The organism is Mesorhizobium sp. M2E.F.Ca.ET.219.01.1.1 (assembly GCF_004016445.2).
Taxonomy (GTDB): domain Bacteria; phylum Pseudomonadota; class Alphaproteobacteria; order Rhizobiales; family Rhizobiaceae; genus Mesorhizobium.
In genome coordinates this window covers 1-19,027 of sequence record NZ_SADT02000004.1, presented here as the reverse complement: position 1 = coordinate 19,027, position 19,027 = coordinate 1, and the positions used below count along the sequence as shown (strand labels likewise).

Here is a 19,027-nt window from a genome sequence, read left to right as displayed (position 1 = left end):
TCCTCCTGTCGGTCGCGGCCGCCATTGGTCCGTCGACAGGATCACGATGCGCTCCCCGCAGCGGGCGCACATGGGGTGGATTCCCTATGCCGGCATTTCGCCTGGCCGGACAAGGCCGTGCTCGACCGCATAGAGCGCGGCGGCGGCGCGGGTTCCAACGCCGATCTTGGAGTAAACGCTCTGGATATGGTGGTCGGCGGTCTTGGGCGAGATATCGAGTTTGCGAGCCGTCTCCTTCGCGGTCAGGCCGGCGGCGATGAGGCGCAGCACCTCGATTTCGCGCGGCGTCAGGCCGGCCAATGCCTGCGGCAAGGCCCGGCGCGACTGCTGCCCGGCGAACGACAGCACGGCCTCGGCAGCCTCCGGGCAGATACAGCCGTCACGAACAGCCGCGCGCAGCTGTGCGGCCGCAGCCTCGCTGGACAGCGCCTTGCGATGCGGACGCTCCTCGCGCGACGTCTGGAATGCCTCGGCGGCGGCCAGGATCCTGGCTGCCGGAGACAGGTCGGAGCCGCCAACCTTGCGGTGATATCCCGAACCATCCAGGCGTTCGTGATGACGCAGCACGAGCGCGCCCATCGCATCACCATCTTGGCCGAAGGAAGCCAGCGCCCGCTCGCCGTAATAGGCATGCAGATGCGCGGCGTCGCGCTCGCGCACCGATAGCGGGCCGTTGCGCATCCAAGTCGCCACCGGCACCACGAGTTCGCCGATGTCATGGATGCAGCCTGACCAGCGCAGCGCGCGGACATCAGGATCAGGCAAGCCGATGCGCTTCCCAGCGCCCGCGGCCAACTCCGACACCATCCGCGAATGCCCCTGCGTAAACGGCATGCGCATGTCGATCATGTCGGCGATGGCGAGGAACGCCTCGTCGCAAGCCCCCTCGTCCAGGGTCACCGGCGGATCGGGCTCCAGCGCCAGGATCGTCTCGCGATCGACCGTGGCGCCGATACCCCGCATCAGCGTCGCCGCATTGGCGGAGACGAGCCGGGCCAGATCGGCCTCGTACGGGCCGTCGGCGCGACCGGCGATGGTCTCGGCCATGCCGTCGATGCCGACCGCATCGCTGAGCGCAATCGCGTCCTGCGCCAGCGTGATCAGGCGCACGGCCGGCAGGACATCCTCGCCGCTCAAGCCACGCGGCAGGCCCTTGCCGTCCCAGCGTTCGTAGATCTGTCCGAGGTTGCGCCGAATCTCGTCGGAGAGACCGAGCCGTTCGCCGATCCGCTGCGCCACCTCACAATGGGCCGTCAGAACCGGACGCGCCACGGCGAGCGCTTGCGACATCGCGGCCTCGATGGCCTTGGCCTGCGCGTCAGGCTCGAGATCATAATAGAACCGCTTGAAGGCCTGCACGAAGACCCTGCCCAGCTCCGCACGGTTGCCCATATCGAGACCGACAAGGTCCTGGCGAAGCGCGATTTCGTCGCCGAAGAGGCCCGAGAGAAGGTCGGTGTCGGCGTTGCAGCCGACATAGCGCAGCATGGACTGGTGGTAGGCATTGCGCCGAACCTGCTCCGAAACGCCGGCAAGCTCGGCGATCCGCATTGCCAGCACGCAGGATTTCAGCGCGAAATCGCGCGAATGGCCGGTGGCGAGGTCCGAAGCATAGGCAAGGACCATCATGAAGTCCGCCCGGCGTATCGAGACGTCCGTCATCGCACACCCCCCATTGAGCCCTATCGTAGTCCCACATACCGCTGATACCTAGGAAAAAGCAAAGCCTGACGAAGACCGTCCGCATTGCCTTCCGCGCCGGCTCGCACAATAGTCGGGTCGATGTTCGAGGCGATTGCGAGTCACTGGTCGACGCTTATCCTGATCCTCTCGCTGGCGATGGCGGCGGTCGGCATCGTGCACGCCATCATGACCAAGGAGGACGTGCGAGCCGCCACCGGCTGGGTGGGCGTGATGCTGCTCTCGCCCTTTCTCGGCGCGATCATCTACGCCATCGCCGGCATCAACCGCATCCGCCGCGCGTCGATCAGCGCCATGCGGCCGGTCTCGCCCGAGGCGGCCGCCGCCAGGCATGGCCGCGACCTCGCGCTGGAGGCCTTGATCAACGCCGAATACGGCCAGCGTTTCACCGGGCTGAAAACGCTTGGCGACAGGGTGGCGCGGCGTCCGCTGACCTCCGGAAACACCATCGCCGTGCTCAAGACCGGCGACGAGGCCTATACGGCGATGTGCCGGGCAATCGACGCGGCGCAAAGAAGCGTCCTTCTGGAAACCTATATTTTCGACAACGACGCGGTCGGGGCGCTTTTCGTCCAGTCGCTCGGCAACGCCGTCAAGCGCGGGGTCACCGTCCGGGTGCTGATCGACGCCGTCGGCGTGCGCTATTCGGTGCCGAGCATCCTGAAGCAGCTCAGGGAGGCCGACGTCACCGTCGACCTCTTCAACGGCAACATCGTCATGGGCCTGAGACTTCCCTATGCCAATCTGAGGACGCACAGGAAGATCCTGATCGTCGACGGCGCGGTGGCGTTCACGGGAGGCATGAACATCCGAAAGGGATTCTCCGCCGAATTCGCCGGTTCCGAAAGTTCGCGCGACACGCATTTCCAGGTTACCGGGCCGGTCGTGGCCGACCTGTTCTCGGTTGCTGCCGAGGACTGGCGCTTTGCCGGCAACGAGGCCTTGAAGGACGGACCCTGGCAGGTCGAGCGCGCCGCGCCGCCGGCCGGGCAGCCGGTGCTGGTGCGCGCGGTGGCGAGCGGGCCGGACGCCTCCAACGAAACCAACTTGAAGCTGTTGATGGGCGCATTCTCGGTCGCCCGCAAATCGATCCGCATCATGTCGCCCTATTTCCTGCCGGACCGGGAGTTCATCAGCGCGCTGACCACCGCCGCCCGGCGCGGCGTCGAAATCGACATCGTCGTGCCGGCGGTGAACAATCTCTTCCTCGTCGATCATGCGATGACGGCGCAGTTCGACCAGGTGCTGAAGCACTATTGCCGGGTCTGGCGCCACGGGGGCTCGTTCGACCATTCCAAGCTGATGGCGATCGACGGCGTGTGGGCCTATGTCGGCTCTTCCAACCTGGACGCGCGATCGCTGAGGCTGAATTTCGAGATCGACATGGAAGTGCTGGATGAAAACTTCGCCGCCGAGATCGACGCCCGCATCGTGGCCGCCATCTCAAGCGCGCAGCCGGTAACGCTGCAGACGCTGAATGCAAGGCCATTCGTAATCCGCGTCTTCGACCGTTTGCTGTGGCTGGGATCACCCTATCTTTAGAACGGAAACGAGCATCGGGACCATGGAGACAAACGACATAAAAGGACGCAGCCTCCCGGAGACCGTGCTCCTTACGATCCGCGCCAGGAACGCGCGCAAGGCGAAGGCGACGCCGCGCAAGCGAGTCAACGACACTGAAATCGTCGTCGCCTCCTACAACGTCCACAAATGCATCGGCACGGACCGCAGGTTCGACCCTGACAGGACTGCCCGCGTCATCCGCGAAATCAGCCCCGACGTGATCGCCCTGCAGGAAGCCGACAACCGCTTCGGCGACAGGGCCGGGCTGCTCGATCTCGCCCGCCTGGAACTGGAGACGGGACTGGTGCCGGTGCCGGTCTCGGGCAACGGCAAGGGGCATGGCTGGCGCGGCAATGTGCTGCTGTTCAAGCGCGGCACCGTGCGCGACGTCCACCAGCTCAAGCTGCCGGGACTGGAACCGCGCGGCGCGCTGGTTGCCGAAATCGATCTTGACGAGAAACGCAGCCTGCGCGTCATCGCCGCCCATCTCGGCCTTTTGCGCCGCTCGCGCTCCGAGCAGGCCCGCGTCGTGCTCGACATCATGAGCAGCGCCGACGAGAGGCCGACGCTGCTGCTTGGCGACCTCAACGAATGGCGGCTCGGCAACCGCTCGGCGCTGAACACGCTGCACACGACCTTCGGGCCGACGCCGCCGGCGGTGCCGACCTTCCCGTCCGGCCTGCCGGTGCTGGCGCTCGACCGCATCATGGGCAACCGGCACGATTTGGTTTCAGGCGTCGAGGCGCATGACACGCCGCTGTCGCGCGTCGCCTCCGACCACCTGCCGCTGACGGCCTTCGTGCATCTTTAGCGAAGATTAAGCCGCGGCATGACTTGCCGAAGACCGGGCCGTCGGTGCCATTGGCGGCCCGATGATCTCGGCCTCATAGCGGGCGCTGACACGTTTCAGGGCCTCGATATCCGGCGGCGACGCCGGAGGCAGTCCCTCCCCCTCCGCCGGACGTCCACCGTCTATGAAAACGCCCTCGCCGCCACCTGGGGTCAGCAGCGTCAGCATCCGCGCCGGCTTGTCTCCCTCGACCACGAAAGTGTGGGGAACGTTTCGCGGCAGGAACACGAACGACCCGGCGGTGGCCCGGAAGGTGCGATCGCCGCATTTCATCGTCAATTCCCCTTCGAGCACGTAGAAGGACTCGTCCTCACGGCGATGGACATGCAGCGGCGGCGAGAAACCCGGCGCGATAAGGGATTCCAGCAGGCCGAATCCGCCCCTGGTGCTGGCCTCGGTAGCCTTGACCGTCATGCGGTTCCTCAGAAACCAGATTGCTTCCCCCTCACCCGGTCCCAGGAACCGTGCGTCATCGGCGGTATGGCTGGAGATTGTCATTGAAGCCCCTTTTCAGATGTCTGATATCTATATTGCACTCTTGTGCAATTAATGCACTCCGGTATACTTAGCTCGCATGAATGTCAATCCACACCCCCGCACCGCGCAGAAACGGCGCACCCGCAAGGCGATCGTCGACGCGGCGATCGCCTTGCTCGCCCGTGGCGAGACGCCGACCGTCAACGACGTGGCCGCGGCGGCCGAGGTCTCGCGACGAACCGTCTATCTCTACTTTCCGAGCTTCGATCAGTTGCTGCTCGATGCAACCGTCGGCGCGCTTAGCCAGGCCTCGGTCGATCGTGCCATCGAACAGGCGACCGACGATGGCGAAGCGCGCGTGGAGCACCTGGTCCGTGCGCTGCATCACGTCAGTCCCGAGGTCGAGCGCCTCGGGCGCTCGCTGATCCGCCTGACCGTAGACGGCGCGCCGGCCGGGCAAGGCGTGCCGCGCCGCGGCTACCGGCGGATCGAATGGATCGAACAGGCACTGTCGCCATTGCGGGACCGGCTGGAACCGGACCGCTGGAACCGGCTCGTCCGCGCGCTGGCCATGGTGATCGGCTGGGAGGCGCTGATCGTCCAGCGCGACATCTGCGCCCTCAGCGCGGCCGAGGGCGAGGACCTGTCGGTTTGGGCGGCCAACGCGCTGGTGAAGGCGGCGCTGGAGGAGGAGCAAAAGGCTGGCGCGGGATCAGGGAGGCGAAAGAATAAGGATAGGCTGGCAAAGTAGCGTTCCTTTACGTGTCCGGCAGGACAGCGCTGTCCCGCCAGCGTCTCAAGTTCCGCGACAAAAAGCCTACCCTTCCCTGAGCCAGACCAGCATCTCGCCAGGATCGCGATTGTCCCAGGCGAAATAGGGAACCGCCTTGAGTGTCGTCTCCTTAGTCGCCGGCGGTTCGGGACGATAGAGATCGGCGCCCCAGTTCTCCGCCTCGGCCCGGCTGCCGATGGCCGAAAGGGTGACGACGCCGCCGAGCAGGTTTGGCTCCTTATGGGCCTCGAGCCTTGCCTCGCGCGGCAAAGCGATGCGATGCAGCCCGCCGCCATTGTCGGTTTCCTCAACGCAGTAGATCAGCGGGCCGCGCGCAAGTGCGACGCGACCAATGTCCTGGCGCACCTGCGGGTTGGCGAACAGGCGCGCCATCGACATTTCGAGGTCGAGCTCGACCTTGTCGCCCTGGCGCCATTCGCGGCGGATTGCGGCATAGCCGTCGACCGTGGTGGCTTCGAGATCGACCAGCTTGCCGTTGACCCGCAGCGCCGCCTTACGGCACCAGGCCGGCACGCGCAGATGAAGCGTGAACGCAACCGGCGCCTCCGGCCCGACCTCGATCGCGACCGCGCCGTCCCAGGGATAGTTGCTGGTCTGGACGAGGGTAACCTGGCGGCCGGCGATCTCGAAGCGGGCTGTCGAGTCGCCGTAGAGATGGACGGCCAGCGCATCGTCGGCGAGGCCGTAGAAATAGCTCCCGATCGACGCCACCATGCGGCCGATATTGGGCGGGCAGCAGGGGCAGCGGTGCCATTTCCAGCGGTGGTGCCCGCCCCGGCTCTCCAGCGGGTTCTCATAGAAGAACAGCGAGCCGTCGAGCGACAGGCCCGAGATCGAGCCGTTGTAAAGCGCGCGCTCCATCATGTCGGCGTAGCGAGCGTTCGGCCCCATGCCGAGCATGCGGCTTGCCCAGAACACCAGGCCGACCGAGGCGCAGGTCTCGGCATAGGCGGTCTCGTTGGGCAGGTCGTAATCGCTGGTGAAGCCCTCATTGTGCGCCGACGGCCCGAGGCCACCGGTGACGTAGAGGCTCTTGGACATCAGATCGTCCCACAGACGATCGAGCGCGACGCGCAGCGTGTCGTCGCCATATTCCGTCGCGATATCGGCCATGCCGGAATAGAGATACATCGCGCGCACGGCGTGGCCGACGACCTTGTCCTGCTCGCGCACCGGCTTGTGCGACTGGTTATATTCGTAGGTCTTGAAGTGATAGGCCTTCGGATCGGCGCCGCGAGCGCGCGCCTCCTCGTCGAAATAATGCGGCTGCTGCCCGCGCTGGTCGATGAAATATTTGGCCAGATCCATGTATTTCTTCTCGCCCGTCACCCGCGCCAGCTTGACCAGGGCAAGCTCGATCTCCTCATGGCCGCAATAACCCTTTTTCTTGCCGGGCTCAGGGCCGAACATTGAGGCGATGTGGTCGGCGTAGCGGCACATGATGTCGAGCAGCTTGCCCTTTCCCGTCGCCTGGAAGTAGGCGACGGCGCCCTCGATCAGGTGGCCGGCGCAGTAGAGCTCATGGCAGTCGCGCAGGTTGGTCCAGCGCAGGCCGGGCTGGATGCGCTGGTACCAGCTGGAGAGGTAGCCGTCCTCCTGCTGCAGTTTTTCATACATGTCGATGACGGCGTCGATCTTCTGCTCCAGTTCCGGGTTGCGGCGGCGATAGAGCGAATAGGCGGCGGTCTCGATGGTCTTGCCCCAGTCTGAATCCCAGAACATCTGCGTCGTCACCGTCGAGCCGGTGAACTCGGCGCTCTGCCCGTCGGCCTCGTCGGGCGACGGCGAATGGAACGGGATGACGACGCCCGGTGACGGCCGGTCCGGATCGATCTGCTCCAGCATGCGCGCCTCGACGCAGCGGTCGTAGAGGATGCCGGCGGTCTTGCTGGCCACCGCATCGACACGGTCGCCCCAGAAGCCGCGGACATCGACCTGCGGCACCGGCAACGGCCGGAAGGCGAGCTTCGGCCTGGCGGAGGTGCCGGTCTCTTTGGCGGGCTGCGATGCGGTCATGATTTCACTCCATTCGAATTACTTGACGGCCCCGGCCATGAGGCCGCGGATGTAGAAGCGCTGCAGCGCCAGGAACAGGATCAGGCAGGGCACCATCATCACCGTGACGCCGGCCTGCACCGCGCCCCAGTCGATGGCGCCGAAGCGGCCGGACTGAAGTGCGGTCATCATCACCGGCAGGGTGAATTTGGACTGGTCGGTCATCAGCACCAGCGCTGCCAGGAACTCGTTCCAGGCGCCGAGGAAGGCGAACAGCGCGATGGTGACGACGCCCGGCCAGACCAAAGGCAGCATCACCTTGATGAGCATGGTGACATTGTTGGCGCCGTCCATCCGCGCCGCCTCCTCGATCTCGCGCGGCACGGCGTCGAAGGCGTTGCGCATCATGAAGATCGAGAAGGGCAGCTGCAGCGTGACGTAGACGCAGACCAGCCCCGTCAGCGTGTTGTGCAGGCCGAGCCTCGTCAGCACCAGGAAGATCGGCGTCAGGATCGACTGGAACGGGATCATGATCGTCGACAGGATGAGGACGAAGAAGAAGTCCCGGAACGGAAAGCGGAAGCGCGAGAAGCCGTAGCCGGCAAGCACGCTGACCAGAACCGAGAGCAGCACAGTCATCACCGAGACATAGATGCTGTTCTGCGCCGAGACCCAGAGCCCGTCGCCGAAGGAGTTCAGCGTCTCGTAATTCTCGATCGAGAAGCCGGTGGTCGGCCAAGGCGGCAGCGGCGGCTGACGCGCTTCCTGCGCCGGCTTGAAGGTGGAGAGCACCGTCCACACGATCGGCGCCAGGAACAGCACCGAGGCGATGACGCCTGTCGAATGCCTGGCGAGGCTGAAGGCCGCCTTGCGGTTCTGCGACATCGCCTCGGCCATCAGTCGAGCCCCTCGGGCTTGCGCAGCAGCCAGAGCTGGACGAGGCTGAGCGCGACCAGGATGGCCAGCAGCACCATGGAGAGCGCGGCGCCGTAGCCGAGCTTGAACGACACGAAGGACTGGTTGAAAATCCAGTAGACCGCCGTCAGCGTCTGGTTGCGCGGGCCGCCGCGCAGGATGATGTAGAACTGGTCGAAGGCGAGGATCGAGCCCGCCACCGACAGGATCAGCGCCAGCGCCAGCGTGCGGCGCATCAGCGGCAGCGTGATCGCCCTGAAGCGGGCAAGCGGCCCTGCCCCGTCGATGACGGCGGCCTCCTGCAGATCCTGCGGGATCGACTGCAAGCCGGTCATCAGGATGATCATGGTGAAGCCGGCGACCTTCCACACCACCATGGCGATGATCGACCAGAAGGCCGGGTGGAAGGTGGCGAGAAGATTGACCTTCTTCCCGGTCAGGCCGAGGTCGTAGGCGGCCGGGCTGAACAGGCCGGAATCAACGTTGAGCAGCCAGGACCAGAGCAGGCTCGCCGAGGCGAAGCCGACCACCGCCGGCATGAAGAAGGCGGTGCGGTAGAGATTGGTGAGCGGGCGCGGCTTTTCGATGAAGATCGCCAGCGGAAAGGCGACGGCGAAGATCGCGATGGTGACGATCACCGTGTAGTAGAAGGTGAATTTCAGCGCGTTCCAGAAGCGCGTGTCGCGCAGGATCGCGACATAATTGTCGAAGCCGATGAAGGAATGTTCGCCCATCAGCGGCCAGTTGTTGAGCGACATCCACGCCGTCATGCCGAGCGGGATGACGAAGAAGACGACAACGAAAGCGACGGCCGGCAGCACATAGAGCAGGCCCACCCATTGCCGCAGGCTGGCGCTGGCGCGGGGCTTTGCGAACGCGGAAATCGTAGCAACGGCGGTCATGGTTTCACTCCCCTTCTCCCCTTGTGGGGTGAGAAGCGGTCCGCGCAGCGGACGAAAATTGCTTGGGTTTTCCAGCTTCGAACGCCCTGAGCCGGCGAAGGGCCGGGTGGTGGATCGGCGAGAAGCGCCGACGCCCCCTCACCCGGATTGCCAACCGAATTGCAAAGGGCAATTCGGGGCAATCCGACCTCTCACCAAGGGGAGAGGAGATCGCGAGCGCCGGCGCCAACCTCTTCTCCCCACCGGGGAGAAGGTGGCCGCGAAGCGGCCGGATGAGGGGGTCTTTTCTCAACGCTATAACCCTGCCATTCAGCGATACAACATCCCGGCCGCCCGGCCAGGGAGACGGGGCGGGCGGCCGGTCAGAGCCTTGGCGGCGAGGCGTTGCGCGAGCCTCGCCGCCGGCCGGCCCTGGTGTCTACTTGTTCGGCGCCTGGTCGATGATCGACTGCATGGTCTCCTGCGCATTCGCGATGGCGCCGTCGACGTCGTCGCCGAAGAACACCTCGTTGATCATCTGCGTCCACGGGCCGTTGGCGGAGTTGATCAAATCGTTGAACACCACCGAATAGGGCGTCCTACCCTTGGCCATCGCTTCGGCCGCCACCTGGTAGCGCGGGTCGAGATCCTTCAGCGCGTCCTTGGCAATGTCGTTGCGCACCGGCAGACTGCCATATTTGGCGAGGATGGTCTGGCCCTCGAGCGAATAGGCGAAGTCCAGGAACTCCTTCACCACGGCGATCTTCTTGGTGCCCTTGGTGACGACGAAATTATCGCCGCCGGCGAAGGACGACCAGCCGCCATCCTTGCCCGGCAGGAAGGTGATGCCGTAGTCGATGTCCGGGTACTGCGTGTTGAGCGCGCCGATGGCGAAGGCGCCGGAGGGCGAGATGCCGATCTTGCCGCCGGCGAAGGCGGCGAAGAAATTGGCGCCGGTGTCGGTCTGGGCGCCCTCGGGCACCAGGCCTTTCTTGATCATCGAGCGGTAGAGGTCGATCGCGCCGCGCAGCTGCGGGCTGTCGAGCGTCGCCTTCGAGCCGTCCTCCGACAGGATGTCGCCGCCCGAGGCCCAGATCAGCGGCGTGAAGGTGAAGATGTTGCAGCCGCCGCAATTGCCGGAGAAGTAAAAACCCTTGATGTCGCCGCCAAGCGCGTTGACCTTCTCGGCGTCGGCCTCGATCTCGGCCCAGTTGGTCGGCCCCTTCTCCGGGTCCAGCCCAGCCTGCTTGAACAGTTTCTTGTTCCAGATCAGCACCGAGGCGTCGGCCGAGAACGGCAGGCCGTAGATGCGGTCCTTATAGGTGCCGGTCTTCACATGCGCCGGCGACAGGCTGGCGAAATAGGGCAGCGACTTCGCCCAGTCGGTGATGTCCTCCAGCTGGCCGGCGGCGGCGAAGGACGGCGTGTAGATGAGGTCGAGCGAGAGCGCGTCGGGCGCGGTGCCGCCGGCGGCGGCCGCGCCATATTTCGGGATGATCTCGGCGTTGGGAATGATGTCGAGCTTGATCTGGTCCTTGTTCGCCTTGTTGAAGGCGTCGACGATGCGCGGCATGAAGTTCGAGCCGTCGGCGCGCACCCAGATGTTGGCGGTCTCGGCGGACGCCGCCTGCACGCCGCCGCCGATGACGGAAGCGGCAAGCATCAGCTTGGCAAGCATGGTCTTCACGTTACTCCTCCTCATGGTTCTCCTCCCAGTTTTAGCCACGCCGCCCGGCGGATGCGGGCGCGTGGCCTCGTTGCTTCATTCCGGCGGACCTCCGCACGACTGACGCACCACCAGCCGGCACGGCAGTTTCCTGATGCCCGGCGCGGCCGGCTGGCCATCGACGAGCGAAAGCAGGGCAAGTCCGGCCTCGCGGCCGAGCGTCGAAAGATTCATGTCGACGGAGGTGAGCGGCGGGCGCGTCGCCTCGGCCACGATCTCCCAATTGTCGAAGCCGATGACGCCGACATCGTCGGGCACGCGGATGCCGCGTTCGCGCAGCGCGTCGATGACGCCGCGGGCGATCTGGTCGTTGCCGCAAAAGACGGCGTCCGGCCAGCCGTCCCTGCCCGCCTTGCCGAACAGTTTTTCGACTGCCTCGTGCCCCCAGCCTTCCGACCAGGCGCCGAGCAGCGGCTCGCTCACGGCGAGACCGTTCTCCTTCAGTACATCGCGCCAAGCCTTCGCCCGCGCGTGCACCACGGCAAAACTCGCCGGGCCGCTGACATGGGCGATGCGGCGGCGCCCGAGCCGCAGAAAATGCTCGACCGCCAGCCGCGCGCCGCCGGCGTCGTCGGAGACGAGGCCGACTGCGCCGGGATCGGGCTGGGTGAAGGCGTAGACGACTGGAATGCGCAGGTTGGAGAGATCGACCGGCAGATGACGGTCGATGCGTTTTCCCGTGGCGATGATGCCGTCGACGCGCTTGTCGAGCATCGCCTCGACATGGAGCTGGCCGAGCCGCTGGTCGTCCTCGACATTGCACAGGAACACCGACACGCCCTTGTCGACCAGCGCATCCGAAACGCCGGCCATCAGCGGCAGCGAGAAGCGGCCATAGGTATCGTTGGTGAGCAGCCCGACGGTGAAGGAGCGTTTTCTGAGCAGGCTCTGCGCCAGGCTGTTTGGCCGGAAGCCGAGCCGCCTGGCCGTCTCGCGAATGCGCTCGCGCGTCTCCACCGTCATCCGCCCCTGCCCGTTCAGCGCCTTGGACGCCGTGGCGACGCTGACGCCGGCCGCGGCCGCCACCTCGCGCAGCGTGACCGGCGGCTTGGCGGAAACTGGCGCTGGCTCGGCGTTGGAAGGCATGGCGCGGCGGATTCCCTGAGTTGGGAAAAGGTTTTCTCTTATCGCCCTGCGGGGTGATGACGGGTGAGGTCACGGAGCGCGGGGCGGGTTGGGAAAAGGTTTTCTCAGGGCCGAGAGTATGGGAAGGCGGGGAGGTTGGCAAGGGATAACAGCAGTCTATCTGGCACACACAGTTCAAAAGTTAAGAGGACCGTCCCTTCCGGAAAGGCCTTCCTCGGATTCACCGCGATTCACGGCGATTGGAAGCCCCGCGATTGCAAATGCGTACGTTCTATGCCACGTATTTCGTCAAAATTGGTAACTCTACACCAAATATGCATTGGTCATGTCACAGAAGCGCGAAAAATTTCGTCAACTCGCTGAGAGCCGGACCACCAAGGCGCTGGAGGCGATAGCTCGTATCGGGAACCTTTCGAACCGACAGGTTTACGAATACGAGGAGGCCGAGGTGAGAAAAGTCATCCGTGCCCTACGGGAAGCCGTCGCTACGGTAGAGGCACGCTTCGAAACGCCCCGTGTCCGGAAATCCGGCTTTAAGTTGTAAGGTTCGCAATGGATTCTTCGACCATTACGCCGATCCAGATTGACGATACCGATTTCTTGGTCGCCACCACGATCGAGCGCTGCCCACGGACGATGATGATCCGCGAGCTTACGAAGAACGCGCTCGAGGCTGCATCTCAGGCGAAAGATGGAAATCGGCAAGTCGTTTTCCGGGTAATTGATTTCGGCGGCACGCCGAAACTCGCCATATGGAATACGGGGCCAGGGATGGATGCGAGCGAACTTTATCGGATGTGCGATCTGGCCGCATCAATCCGGAAGGAGAAAGGCCTAGACGCGAACTTTGGTATGGGTGCGAAAGTGGCCTCACTTCCTTCCAACAAGCTCGGTATGATCTACCGGTCATGCAAGGCCGGCGAAGTCAACGAAGTCATACTCTGTCAGCGCGAAGGCCGCTACGGCCGGTTGCGCCGCCGACTTGATAACGGGGAATTCGCGGAGGTCGTGAACGTTACGGATTTAGCGGGCGAGGACGGATACAATCTGGACGAGGATTGGACGGAAGTGCGACTTCTGGGAAATCAGGATGAGCAAGAGACTGCGCGCGATCCTTACAACGGCGATCCGGCCTTAGATGCCCAGTGGCTGGCGACTTATCTGTACCACCGATTTTACCGACTACCCGATGGAGTTCGAGTAGTACTTCAAGCCGGGACGCACAAGCTTGGCGACGGCACACGAGTGTTCGAGCCGCTACCGCGAAGGGCGGCGATGGGGGCGTTCGAAAGAAGCGAGACAGTTGAAGCGCCGGGCGGGATCAAGATCCACTACTACTACGACCCACCCTACGAAAAATCCCCGAGCCATAATCGATCAATAAGCGGCGCAATCCAGTCCGCCCTTAGTCTCGTGGGCGTCGTCTATAAGGATGAGCTCTACGATGTGAAAACAGGAAGGGCTTGGGCAATCAATGCGCCTCTGTTTGGTATATCATTCGGGTCGAAGCACATCTCCGTTCATATTGAGCTCCCGGATAACGCATCGGTTCTGCCGGAGGGCTACAGACAGTTTTTGCGTTATAGATCGGGGGAGCAAGAGACTGTCCAAGCCGTGCATTTCGGTGATCTAGTCGCTCAGCATCGCCCGCAGTGGCTCATCGAGATCATTCGTTCTCTTGCGCCCGAGAGCACTTCAAATGACGAAATTCGCGATGAACTTCAGAAGTTACTCGATGAGCTGCGCGTACGTCGTGTTCTACCACGCGCTACACCGACCGGAGTCCGCTTAGTAGACGCGTCGTCAGGTGCTGGCGCTCAGGCAGCGCGAGAAGGCGAAGGCTCGGTGAGCGGGTCAAAGCCGAGAACTAAACACGTCGATCTCAACCTGGCACCGCAAGGTGCAAAAGCGGCGGACCTGTGGAAGGATCGCGAACGAGCCCCCGATATCGTGCTCTTGCGATCGGCGGAGGAGATCGACGAGAAGCAGCTTCGAAGCCGAGCTGGCCGCTACTATGAAAATGGGCAGTTGTTTCTCAACATGCTGTACCCTTCGATCGCCGAAATGCGCGAAACACTCGAAGCTTCATACGCCACCGTCGTCGACGTCGACGGGATGCGGGAGGCGGCGATGCAGCAAGCAGAAAAAAGCATGATCCTGCGGGTTGGCAGGGCTGTTGTATTCGCTCTAGCAAAGCAGTTGAACAAGGAATGGGATGCCGACGCAGTCAAGCATGCATTGGCGCCAGAAAGTTTGAGCCTCGCGGCGGACGACTATTACGATTCCCTTCAACCCGCACGCAGAAGCATGGGCCGCTTATTCAGACCCAACCGGCAAAGCGATGAGAGTGAGGGTAGCGGGGACGAAGAGTTAGAGCTCGTGAATGAATGACCTCACTGCTTAAAACAATGCTCCCTATGCCATTGCAGGAACCGTGGATGCGGGCGTTCAGACGGTCGGCGCGGCGGAAGGCCGCGGAGCGTCTTGTTGATGAACCCGCGCACGCTGTCGACGTCGTTGACTTGCCGCGAGATCAGGATCTCCTGATCGTCGGACAAGCTGATTAAACCGCGATCGAACATCCAATGCGCTGTGCCGGACAACGCAATGCCGTTGTTGATGACATCCGGGCCATTCCTTTCGACCGGTCGAATATGGGCGGCTGACACCTCGGCTCGGCCGCCGCCATTGATCAGCTTCAGCCCCGTGATCGCGCAGCGCTCGTCATAGGCGCGCAGGACGATGCGGCGGAAAATTCGATCCCGCACGATTCGCGATCCGATGTAGTTCACCCGGTCGCGGTTCTGCTCAAACTGAAACGGCGCCTGCTCTTCCTGAAAGCCGGTTTCATCGACGCGCGGCAACACCACCTCGCTCGCATCGAAAGCCAGGTCGATGATGCGGTTGAAGTCGGCAGGACTAAGCGGGCGGACGGCGGATTGGGCGCGGCCGGATATTCTGCCCTCGTCATTGAGCAGGCCACGTTCAACCAGGCCATCGGCCGCATTGAATGGAACAGGATTGACGAAATCGAGGTAGGTTCCGGGTTCAATCAGAGCGAGGTGCATGTCAGGCGCCGCGGGATCGGGAATGACCTGCTGGACCTTCGCCATCGCGAAGTAACCGCGCGTCTCGGTCACCTTGCTGGGTTCGTAATAGATGATCCAATCGCCGACGCAGGCTTCGACACGGCGCAGATACTGGCGTGGGAATTGATACTGCTCAGCGGGGCTGTCGTCGTAGATCGAATCTGTGCGGTGAATGAAAACCCCGAATGCCATGATCTTCTGCACTGCATTGGAAGTACGACCGAGCTGATACAGCCTGATATCAAGTGCTTAGTCTAGTTAGGAGCAACCTTTTCCTCTGGAATGAGCGGATGGCTGTCCGCCCACCCATGCCGCCTTTGAATAGCGCCTGCATCACCCAGGAGCGCACCTATCCCACCGGCGTGCGCGCAGCGCTCGAAATGACGATGTCGCGGCCCATCGAGTCCCTGGCGAAGCGCCTGGCGGCTTCCACAACCAAACTGACCTTTTTTGGGTGCATTTTTGCCGGAAGCCGCGAGTCCTGCGGAAAGTTGCCCAGGCGTTAGGCAGTTCGATCCCCGACTGTTGCATTTCTGCAACCACAAATTTCAACAACCCCTGCTAGAAACGCCGCGGGTTTAACTTGGGGTGATGGGCTATGCTTCTTCTTCGTGTTTCCACGAAATCCATTCTGCTGGGCGCCGTTTCGGCGGTCGCCTTGATGTCGGCCGCGCATGCTGCCGACGTTGTCCAGGAGCAGGCGGCTCCCGGCTTCAACTGGAGCGGCATCTATGTCGGCTTCGGCGTCGGCGCCGGCGCCAATGTGCACAAGCTCAGCAGCGATTTTTTGCCGGGTCTTTCGCTCAACGGCATCGGCGGCGAAGGCGTCTTCGGCCAGGCGACCGTCGGCTATGACTACATGGTCTCGCAGCGCTTCCTGCTTGGCGGCCTGATCGACGCCCATGTCGGCACGATCAAGACGTCGCTGGATGCCGCCGGCTTCAATGCCGACATCAAGGAGACCTACGGCTTCGACGTCGGCGTGCGCGCCGGCTACCTGCTGACGCCGACCACGCTGGGCTATGTCCTGGGCGGCTATGCCTGGCAGAAGTACAAGCTCGACACCAATATCGGAGGCTTCGGTTTCGATTGGGACCAGGGCGGCTACTTCGTCGGCGCCGGTGTCGAAACGGCGATCAGCAGCAACTGGACGCTGAAGGGCGAGTATCGCTACACCCGCTTCAGCACCAACGACAGCCTGCTCTCGGATGCCGGGTTGCCGGTGCCGGATGGCGCGCTCAATCTCGACACCTCGCGCCACACCTTCGAAGTGGCCGCCAGCTACCGCTTCAACGCGGCTGATGGTGGCGCCGCCAGCTTCGAGACGCCTTCCTACAACTGGACCGGCTTCTATGTCGGCGGCGGGCTCGGCGCCGGCGCGGTTGTGCATCAGATCGAGATCCCGCCGCTTGCCGGCGCGAAGTTCAACGGCCTCGGCGGCGAAGGCGTGTTCGGCGAAGCCAGCATCGGCTACGACCAGGACATGGGCAGCTGGGTGGTCGGCGGACTGGTGGACGCGCGTCTCTCCGGCATCAAGTCGAAGCTCGATCTAGGCGGGCTCTTGGGTGGCGGCGTCGATTCGATCAGCCTCAACACCGATTATGGTTTCGACGTGCTCGGCCGTGTCGGCATGAAGGTCAACGAAGCGACGCTGGCCTACGCGCTCGCCGGCTACAGCTGGCAGCACTTCAAGCTCGATGCTCCGGCGCCGCTCGACGTCGATTGGGGCTCCAGCGGCTTCTCGGTGGGCGCGGGCCTGGAAACCGCCCTGTCGGACAAGATGACCGTCGGCATCGAATACCGCTATTCGCAGTTCGCCAAGGAAGACTTCTCGGACGAATTCCCGATCCCGAGCGGGCTTGCGACCACGACGCCGTCCTTCCATACCGTCCAGATCGGCGCCAAGTACAAGTTCAACTAGAGCAATTCCAGGAAAAGTGTGAGCGGTTTTCCGTCCGGAATTGCGTAAAAACAAAGAGTTAGGGCGTTTCACCGTTTCCGTGAAACGGTGAAACGCTCTAAGCAAAGGCCTCCAGCCAAAGCAAAGGAAGCCTGCCGGTCGGCGGGCTTTTCTTTTTTTGCCTCGTTATCCTGGCGCCGATCTGAGACCTGCATGGCAATGGGGGGCAGCTGAGCCCCCGAGCGTTTCCTTGGCATATTTCCCGTTGCCATACTGTTCGATATTCGAATTGATGCGGCATTCTGGTCGAATGCGGAGGATGCGATGCGCAAATTGATCGTCACCGAGTTCATCACCGTCGACGGCATCGCCGAGCACGAGCGGCTGCCCAACGTCGTCTGGAACGACGCGATGAACAGGTTCAAGGAGGACGAGCTTGCCGATAGCGGCGCCATGCTTCTGGGGCGCGTGACCTACGAGATCTTTGCCGGCCATTGGCCTTCGGAGACCGGCGACTTCGCCGACCGCTTCAACGCGCTGCCGAAATATGTCGCCTCGGCCAGCCTCAAGACGGTCGATTGGAAACCGGCCGAGCTCCTCGAAGGCCCCCTGCCCGAGGCGGTGGCCCGGCTGAAGCAGCAATCCGGCGGCAACATCTATGTGCATGGCAGCCTGAGCGTCGCCCGGCAGCTGCTCGGCGCCGGGCTGGTCGACCGCGTGCGGCTGCTCGTCTATCCAGGAGCTGCCGGCCAGGGCAAGCAACTGTTTCCGCACGATGCACCGGTCGCGCTCGAGCTGGTCTCGGCCGCGCCGCTCGGCAACGGCGTGGTGGCGATGGAATACGCCACGGTCGCGAAGGGTTAGGAGCAGCTTCCGACGCTGGACATGGTGCCGCGGTCGTGATCGCCCGCTTGATCGCATAAGCCCTGTGTCTGATTGCGTTTTGTCACCGAACGATCGGGGGCAAGGTGCCCCCGATCACGAGATTTGCGCACAGCTCGTTAAATGAGGAAGACGCTGGCGTCCGGATGCGTCTGGTTGTTCATCGCATCGAAGGCGTTGGCGACATCCTCGATCCCCGGTTGCCCGGTCAGGCCGAAATTGGAGGTCGGGGCGCCGGTGTCGTTAAGCACGTCCCGCACCGCGGCTGTCACCTCGCCCGGCTGCAGCGTGTGATCATGGTTCGCATCGATCAGATTGAGAATAGAGATGATGGCCGGGTTTGGACTGGTCGCGGCGGAGAAACTGAAATTGAGCTCCGGTTTGCCGCCGGGGCCGTCGGGCACCGCAGTGACGGCGGCTGAGAGATACGCCGCCGCCGACGAGCGTTCGAGGTGATGGATGCCGCCACCCTTGGCTGCCAACGCATTCGCGATCGAGGGCGTTCCAGAGATAATGTTCAGGTTCTGGAAACCGAAGATGGTTTCAAAGGAGGTGTTGGAGTTCCAGCCCGGATGGAACTCACCCAACTCCTGATTCAAGATATCGATGTGGTTCTTCCAGAAGCCAGGCGTCAAGCCCTGACCCGGCGGTGGCAGGAAGTTGGTGAAGTCGTTGCCGGTGTCGACGCCGCCGCTGCCTGGATTGTCGACCGTCTGCACAAGGATACCCGTTTGCTGGGAGCCCGCCGGCACCAGTTCGTAGATGCTCTTGCCGACATCCTCCAGTGTGAGGCCGCCGATCGACCAGTTGCCGGAAGCGTCGGTGGTCGTGGTGCGGTCGCCCGCGCTGAAGTCACCGCTGTTGTCGTCGTCGATGAAGATCGTCACCGGATCGTGCGACCATGGAATGTCGTCCGCCGTCTTGCCGTCGCCGGTGAGGTCCTCGTACTTCGTGCCGGAGATCGAGAAGTTGCGGAAGTTGGTGAAGTCGTTGCCGGTGTCGGTGCCGCCGCTGCCGGGGTTGTCGATGGTCTGCACCAGGGTGCCGGTCTCCTCGGACCCGCCGGGAACCTGCTCGTAGATGTGCTTGCCGACATCGGCAAGCGTCAGCCCGCCGATCGACCAGTTGCCGGAAGCGTCGGTGGTCGTCGTGCGGTCGCCCGCGCTGAA

General features: G+C 63.4%; 15 protein-coding genes. 6 read left to right on the top strand and 9 right to left on the bottom strand.

Annotated features, from left to right (window positions below; translation table 11 throughout):
- Positions 1-84: 84 nt before the first annotated feature.
- Positions 85-1,662: an HD domain-containing phosphohydrolase gene (locus EN862_RS20130; RefSeq protein ID WP_127867662.1), complete on the bottom strand. Its 1,578-nt coding sequence runs from the start codon at positions 1,660-1,662 to the stop codon at positions 85-87.
- A gap of 120 nt (positions 1,663-1,782) precedes the next feature.
- Between EN862_RS20130 and EN862_RS20125 the strand changes: the two genes are divergently transcribed.
- Together EN862_RS20125 and EN862_RS20120 are read left to right on the top strand one after the other, a co-directional pair.
- A complete protein-coding gene (locus tag EN862_RS20125; RefSeq protein WP_127867661.1) occupies positions 1,783-3,243 on the top strand; it encodes a phospholipase D-like domain-containing protein in 1,461 nt (486 codons plus the stop codon).
- Between the two features lie 22 nt (positions 3,244-3,265).
- Positions 3,266-4,075 carry an endonuclease/exonuclease/phosphatase family protein gene (locus EN862_RS20120; RefSeq protein WP_127867660.1) on the top strand — a complete coding sequence of 270 codons (810 nt, stop codon included), beginning with the start codon at positions 3,266-3,268 and terminating at the stop codon, positions 4,073-4,075.
- A gap of 6 nt (positions 4,076-4,081) precedes the next feature.
- On the opposite strand, the gene EN862_RS20115 is transcribed toward EN862_RS20120, so the two are convergent.
- The gene (locus tag EN862_RS20115) at positions 4,082-4,612 is read right to left on the bottom strand and encodes a quercetin 2,3-dioxygenase (RefSeq protein ID WP_127867659.1); all 531 of its coding nucleotides are present in this window, start codon (positions 4,610-4,612) and stop codon (positions 4,082-4,084) included.
- A 76-nt stretch (positions 4,613-4,688) separates the two neighbouring features.
- On the opposite strand from EN862_RS20115, the gene EN862_RS20110 reads away from it, so the two are divergent.
- Positions 4,689-5,342, top strand: coding sequence for a TetR/AcrR family transcriptional regulator (locus EN862_RS20110; protein WP_127867658.1), 654 nt, complete (start codon positions 4,689-4,691; stop codon positions 5,340-5,342).
- Positions 5,343-5,408: 66 nt separating this feature from the next.
- Here EN862_RS20110 and EN862_RS20105 read toward each other — a convergent pair whose 3' ends face one another.
- The 5 genes from EN862_RS20105 to EN862_RS20085 all read right to left on the bottom strand — a co-directional run bounded on the left by EN862_RS20105 (position 5,409) and on the right by EN862_RS20085 (position 11,987).
- Positions 5,409-7,400: a glycoside hydrolase family 127 protein gene (locus EN862_RS20105; protein ID WP_127867657.1), complete on the bottom strand. Its 1,992-nt coding sequence runs from the start codon at positions 7,398-7,400 to the stop codon at positions 5,409-5,411.
- Between the two features lie 18 nt (positions 7,401-7,418).
- A complete protein-coding gene (locus EN862_RS20100) occupies positions 7,419-8,276 on the bottom strand; it encodes a carbohydrate ABC transporter permease (RefSeq protein WP_127867656.1) in 858 nt (285 codons plus the stop codon).
- Positions 8,276-9,196: a sugar ABC transporter permease gene (locus EN862_RS20095; RefSeq protein ID WP_127867655.1), complete on the bottom strand. Its 921-nt coding sequence runs from the start codon at positions 9,194-9,196 to the stop codon at positions 8,276-8,278. Before EN862_RS20095 ends, EN862_RS20100 begins: the two co-directional genes overlap by 1 nt.
- A gap of 418 nt (positions 9,197-9,614) precedes the next feature.
- Complete coding sequence (locus tag EN862_RS20090) at positions 9,615-10,862, bottom strand: sugar ABC transporter substrate-binding protein (protein ID WP_127867654.1); 1,248 nt, start codon at positions 10,860-10,862, stop codon at positions 9,615-9,617.
- A gap of 75 nt (positions 10,863-10,937) precedes the next feature.
- The gene (locus EN862_RS20085) at positions 10,938-11,987 is read right to left on the bottom strand and encodes a LacI family DNA-binding transcriptional regulator (protein ID WP_127867653.1); all 1,050 of its coding nucleotides are present in this window, start codon (positions 11,985-11,987) and stop codon (positions 10,938-10,940) included.
- Positions 11,988-12,539: 552 nt separating this feature from the next.
- On the opposite strand from EN862_RS20085, the gene EN862_RS20075 reads away from it, so the two are divergent.
- Positions 12,540-14,378, top strand: coding sequence for an ATP-binding protein (locus EN862_RS20075; RefSeq protein ID WP_127867651.1), 1,839 nt, complete (start codon positions 12,540-12,542; stop codon positions 14,376-14,378).
- A gap of 2 nt (positions 14,379-14,380) precedes the next feature.
- On the opposite strand, the gene EN862_RS20070 is transcribed toward EN862_RS20075, so the two are convergent.
- Complete coding sequence (locus EN862_RS20070) at positions 14,381-15,268, bottom strand: HNH endonuclease (protein WP_127867650.1); 888 nt, start codon at positions 15,266-15,268, stop codon at positions 14,381-14,383.
- 469 nt (positions 15,269-15,737) lie between these two features.
- Here EN862_RS20070 and EN862_RS20065 point away from each other — a divergent pair, with 469 nt between their 5' ends.
- Positions 15,738-16,997 carry an outer membrane beta-barrel protein gene (locus EN862_RS20065; protein ID WP_127867943.1) on the top strand — a complete coding sequence of 420 codons (1,260 nt, stop codon included), beginning with the start codon at positions 15,738-15,740 and terminating at the stop codon, positions 16,995-16,997.
- A gap of 303 nt (positions 16,998-17,300) precedes the next feature.
- The gene (locus EN862_RS20060; protein WP_127867649.1) at positions 17,301-17,840 is read left to right on the top strand and encodes a dihydrofolate reductase family protein; all 540 of its coding nucleotides are present in this window, start codon (positions 17,301-17,303) and stop codon (positions 17,838-17,840) included.
- Between the two features lie 137 nt (positions 17,841-17,977).
- On the opposite strand, the gene EN862_RS36260 is transcribed toward EN862_RS20060, so the two are convergent.
- Positions 17,978-19,027 (bottom strand): hypothetical protein (locus EN862_RS36260; protein ID WP_210235673.1); only part of this gene is annotated, 1,050 nt, incomplete at its 5' end.

Coding starts and splice junctions, on each gene's coding strand:
- EN862_RS20130 (WP_127867662.1), bottom strand. CDS start 1,662: ATGACGGACGTCTCGATACGCCGGGCGGACTTCATGATGGTCCTTGCC.
- EN862_RS20125 (WP_127867661.1), top strand. CDS start 1,783: ATGTTCGAGGCGATTGCGAGTCACTGGTCGACGCTTATCCTGATCCTC.
- EN862_RS20120 (WP_127867660.1), top strand. CDS start 3,266: ATGGAGACAAACGACATAAAAGGACGCAGCCTCCCGGAGACCGTGCTC.
- EN862_RS20115 (WP_127867659.1), bottom strand. CDS start 4,612: ATGACAATCTCCAGCCATACCGCCGATGACGCACGGTTCCTGGGACCG.
- EN862_RS20110 (WP_127867658.1), top strand. CDS start 4,689: ATGAATGTCAATCCACACCCCCGCACCGCGCAGAAACGGCGCACCCGC.
- EN862_RS20105 (WP_127867657.1), bottom strand. CDS start 7,400: ATGACCGCATCGCAGCCCGCCAAAGAGACCGGCACCTCCGCCAGGCCG.
- EN862_RS20100 (WP_127867656.1), bottom strand. CDS start 8,276: ATGGCCGAGGCGATGTCGCAGAACCGCAAGGCGGCCTTCAGCCTCGCC.
- EN862_RS20095 (WP_127867655.1), bottom strand. CDS start 9,196: ATGACCGCCGTTGCTACGATTTCCGCGTTCGCAAAGCCCCGCGCCAGC.
- EN862_RS20085 (WP_127867653.1), bottom strand. CDS start 11,987: ATGCCTTCCAACGCCGAGCCAGCGCCAGTTTCCGCCAAGCCGCCGGTC.
- EN862_RS20075 (WP_127867651.1), top strand. CDS start 12,540: ATGGATTCTTCGACCATTACGCCGATCCAGATTGACGATACCGATTTC.
- EN862_RS20070 (WP_127867650.1), bottom strand. CDS start 15,268: ATGGCATTCGGGGTTTTCATTCACCGCACAGATTCGATCTACGACGAC.
- EN862_RS20065 (WP_127867943.1), top strand. CDS start 15,738: ATGTCGGCCGCGCATGCTGCCGACGTTGTCCAGGAGCAGGCGGCTCCC.
- EN862_RS20060 (WP_127867649.1), top strand. CDS start 17,301: ATGCGCAAATTGATCGTCACCGAGTTCATCACCGTCGACGGCATCGCC.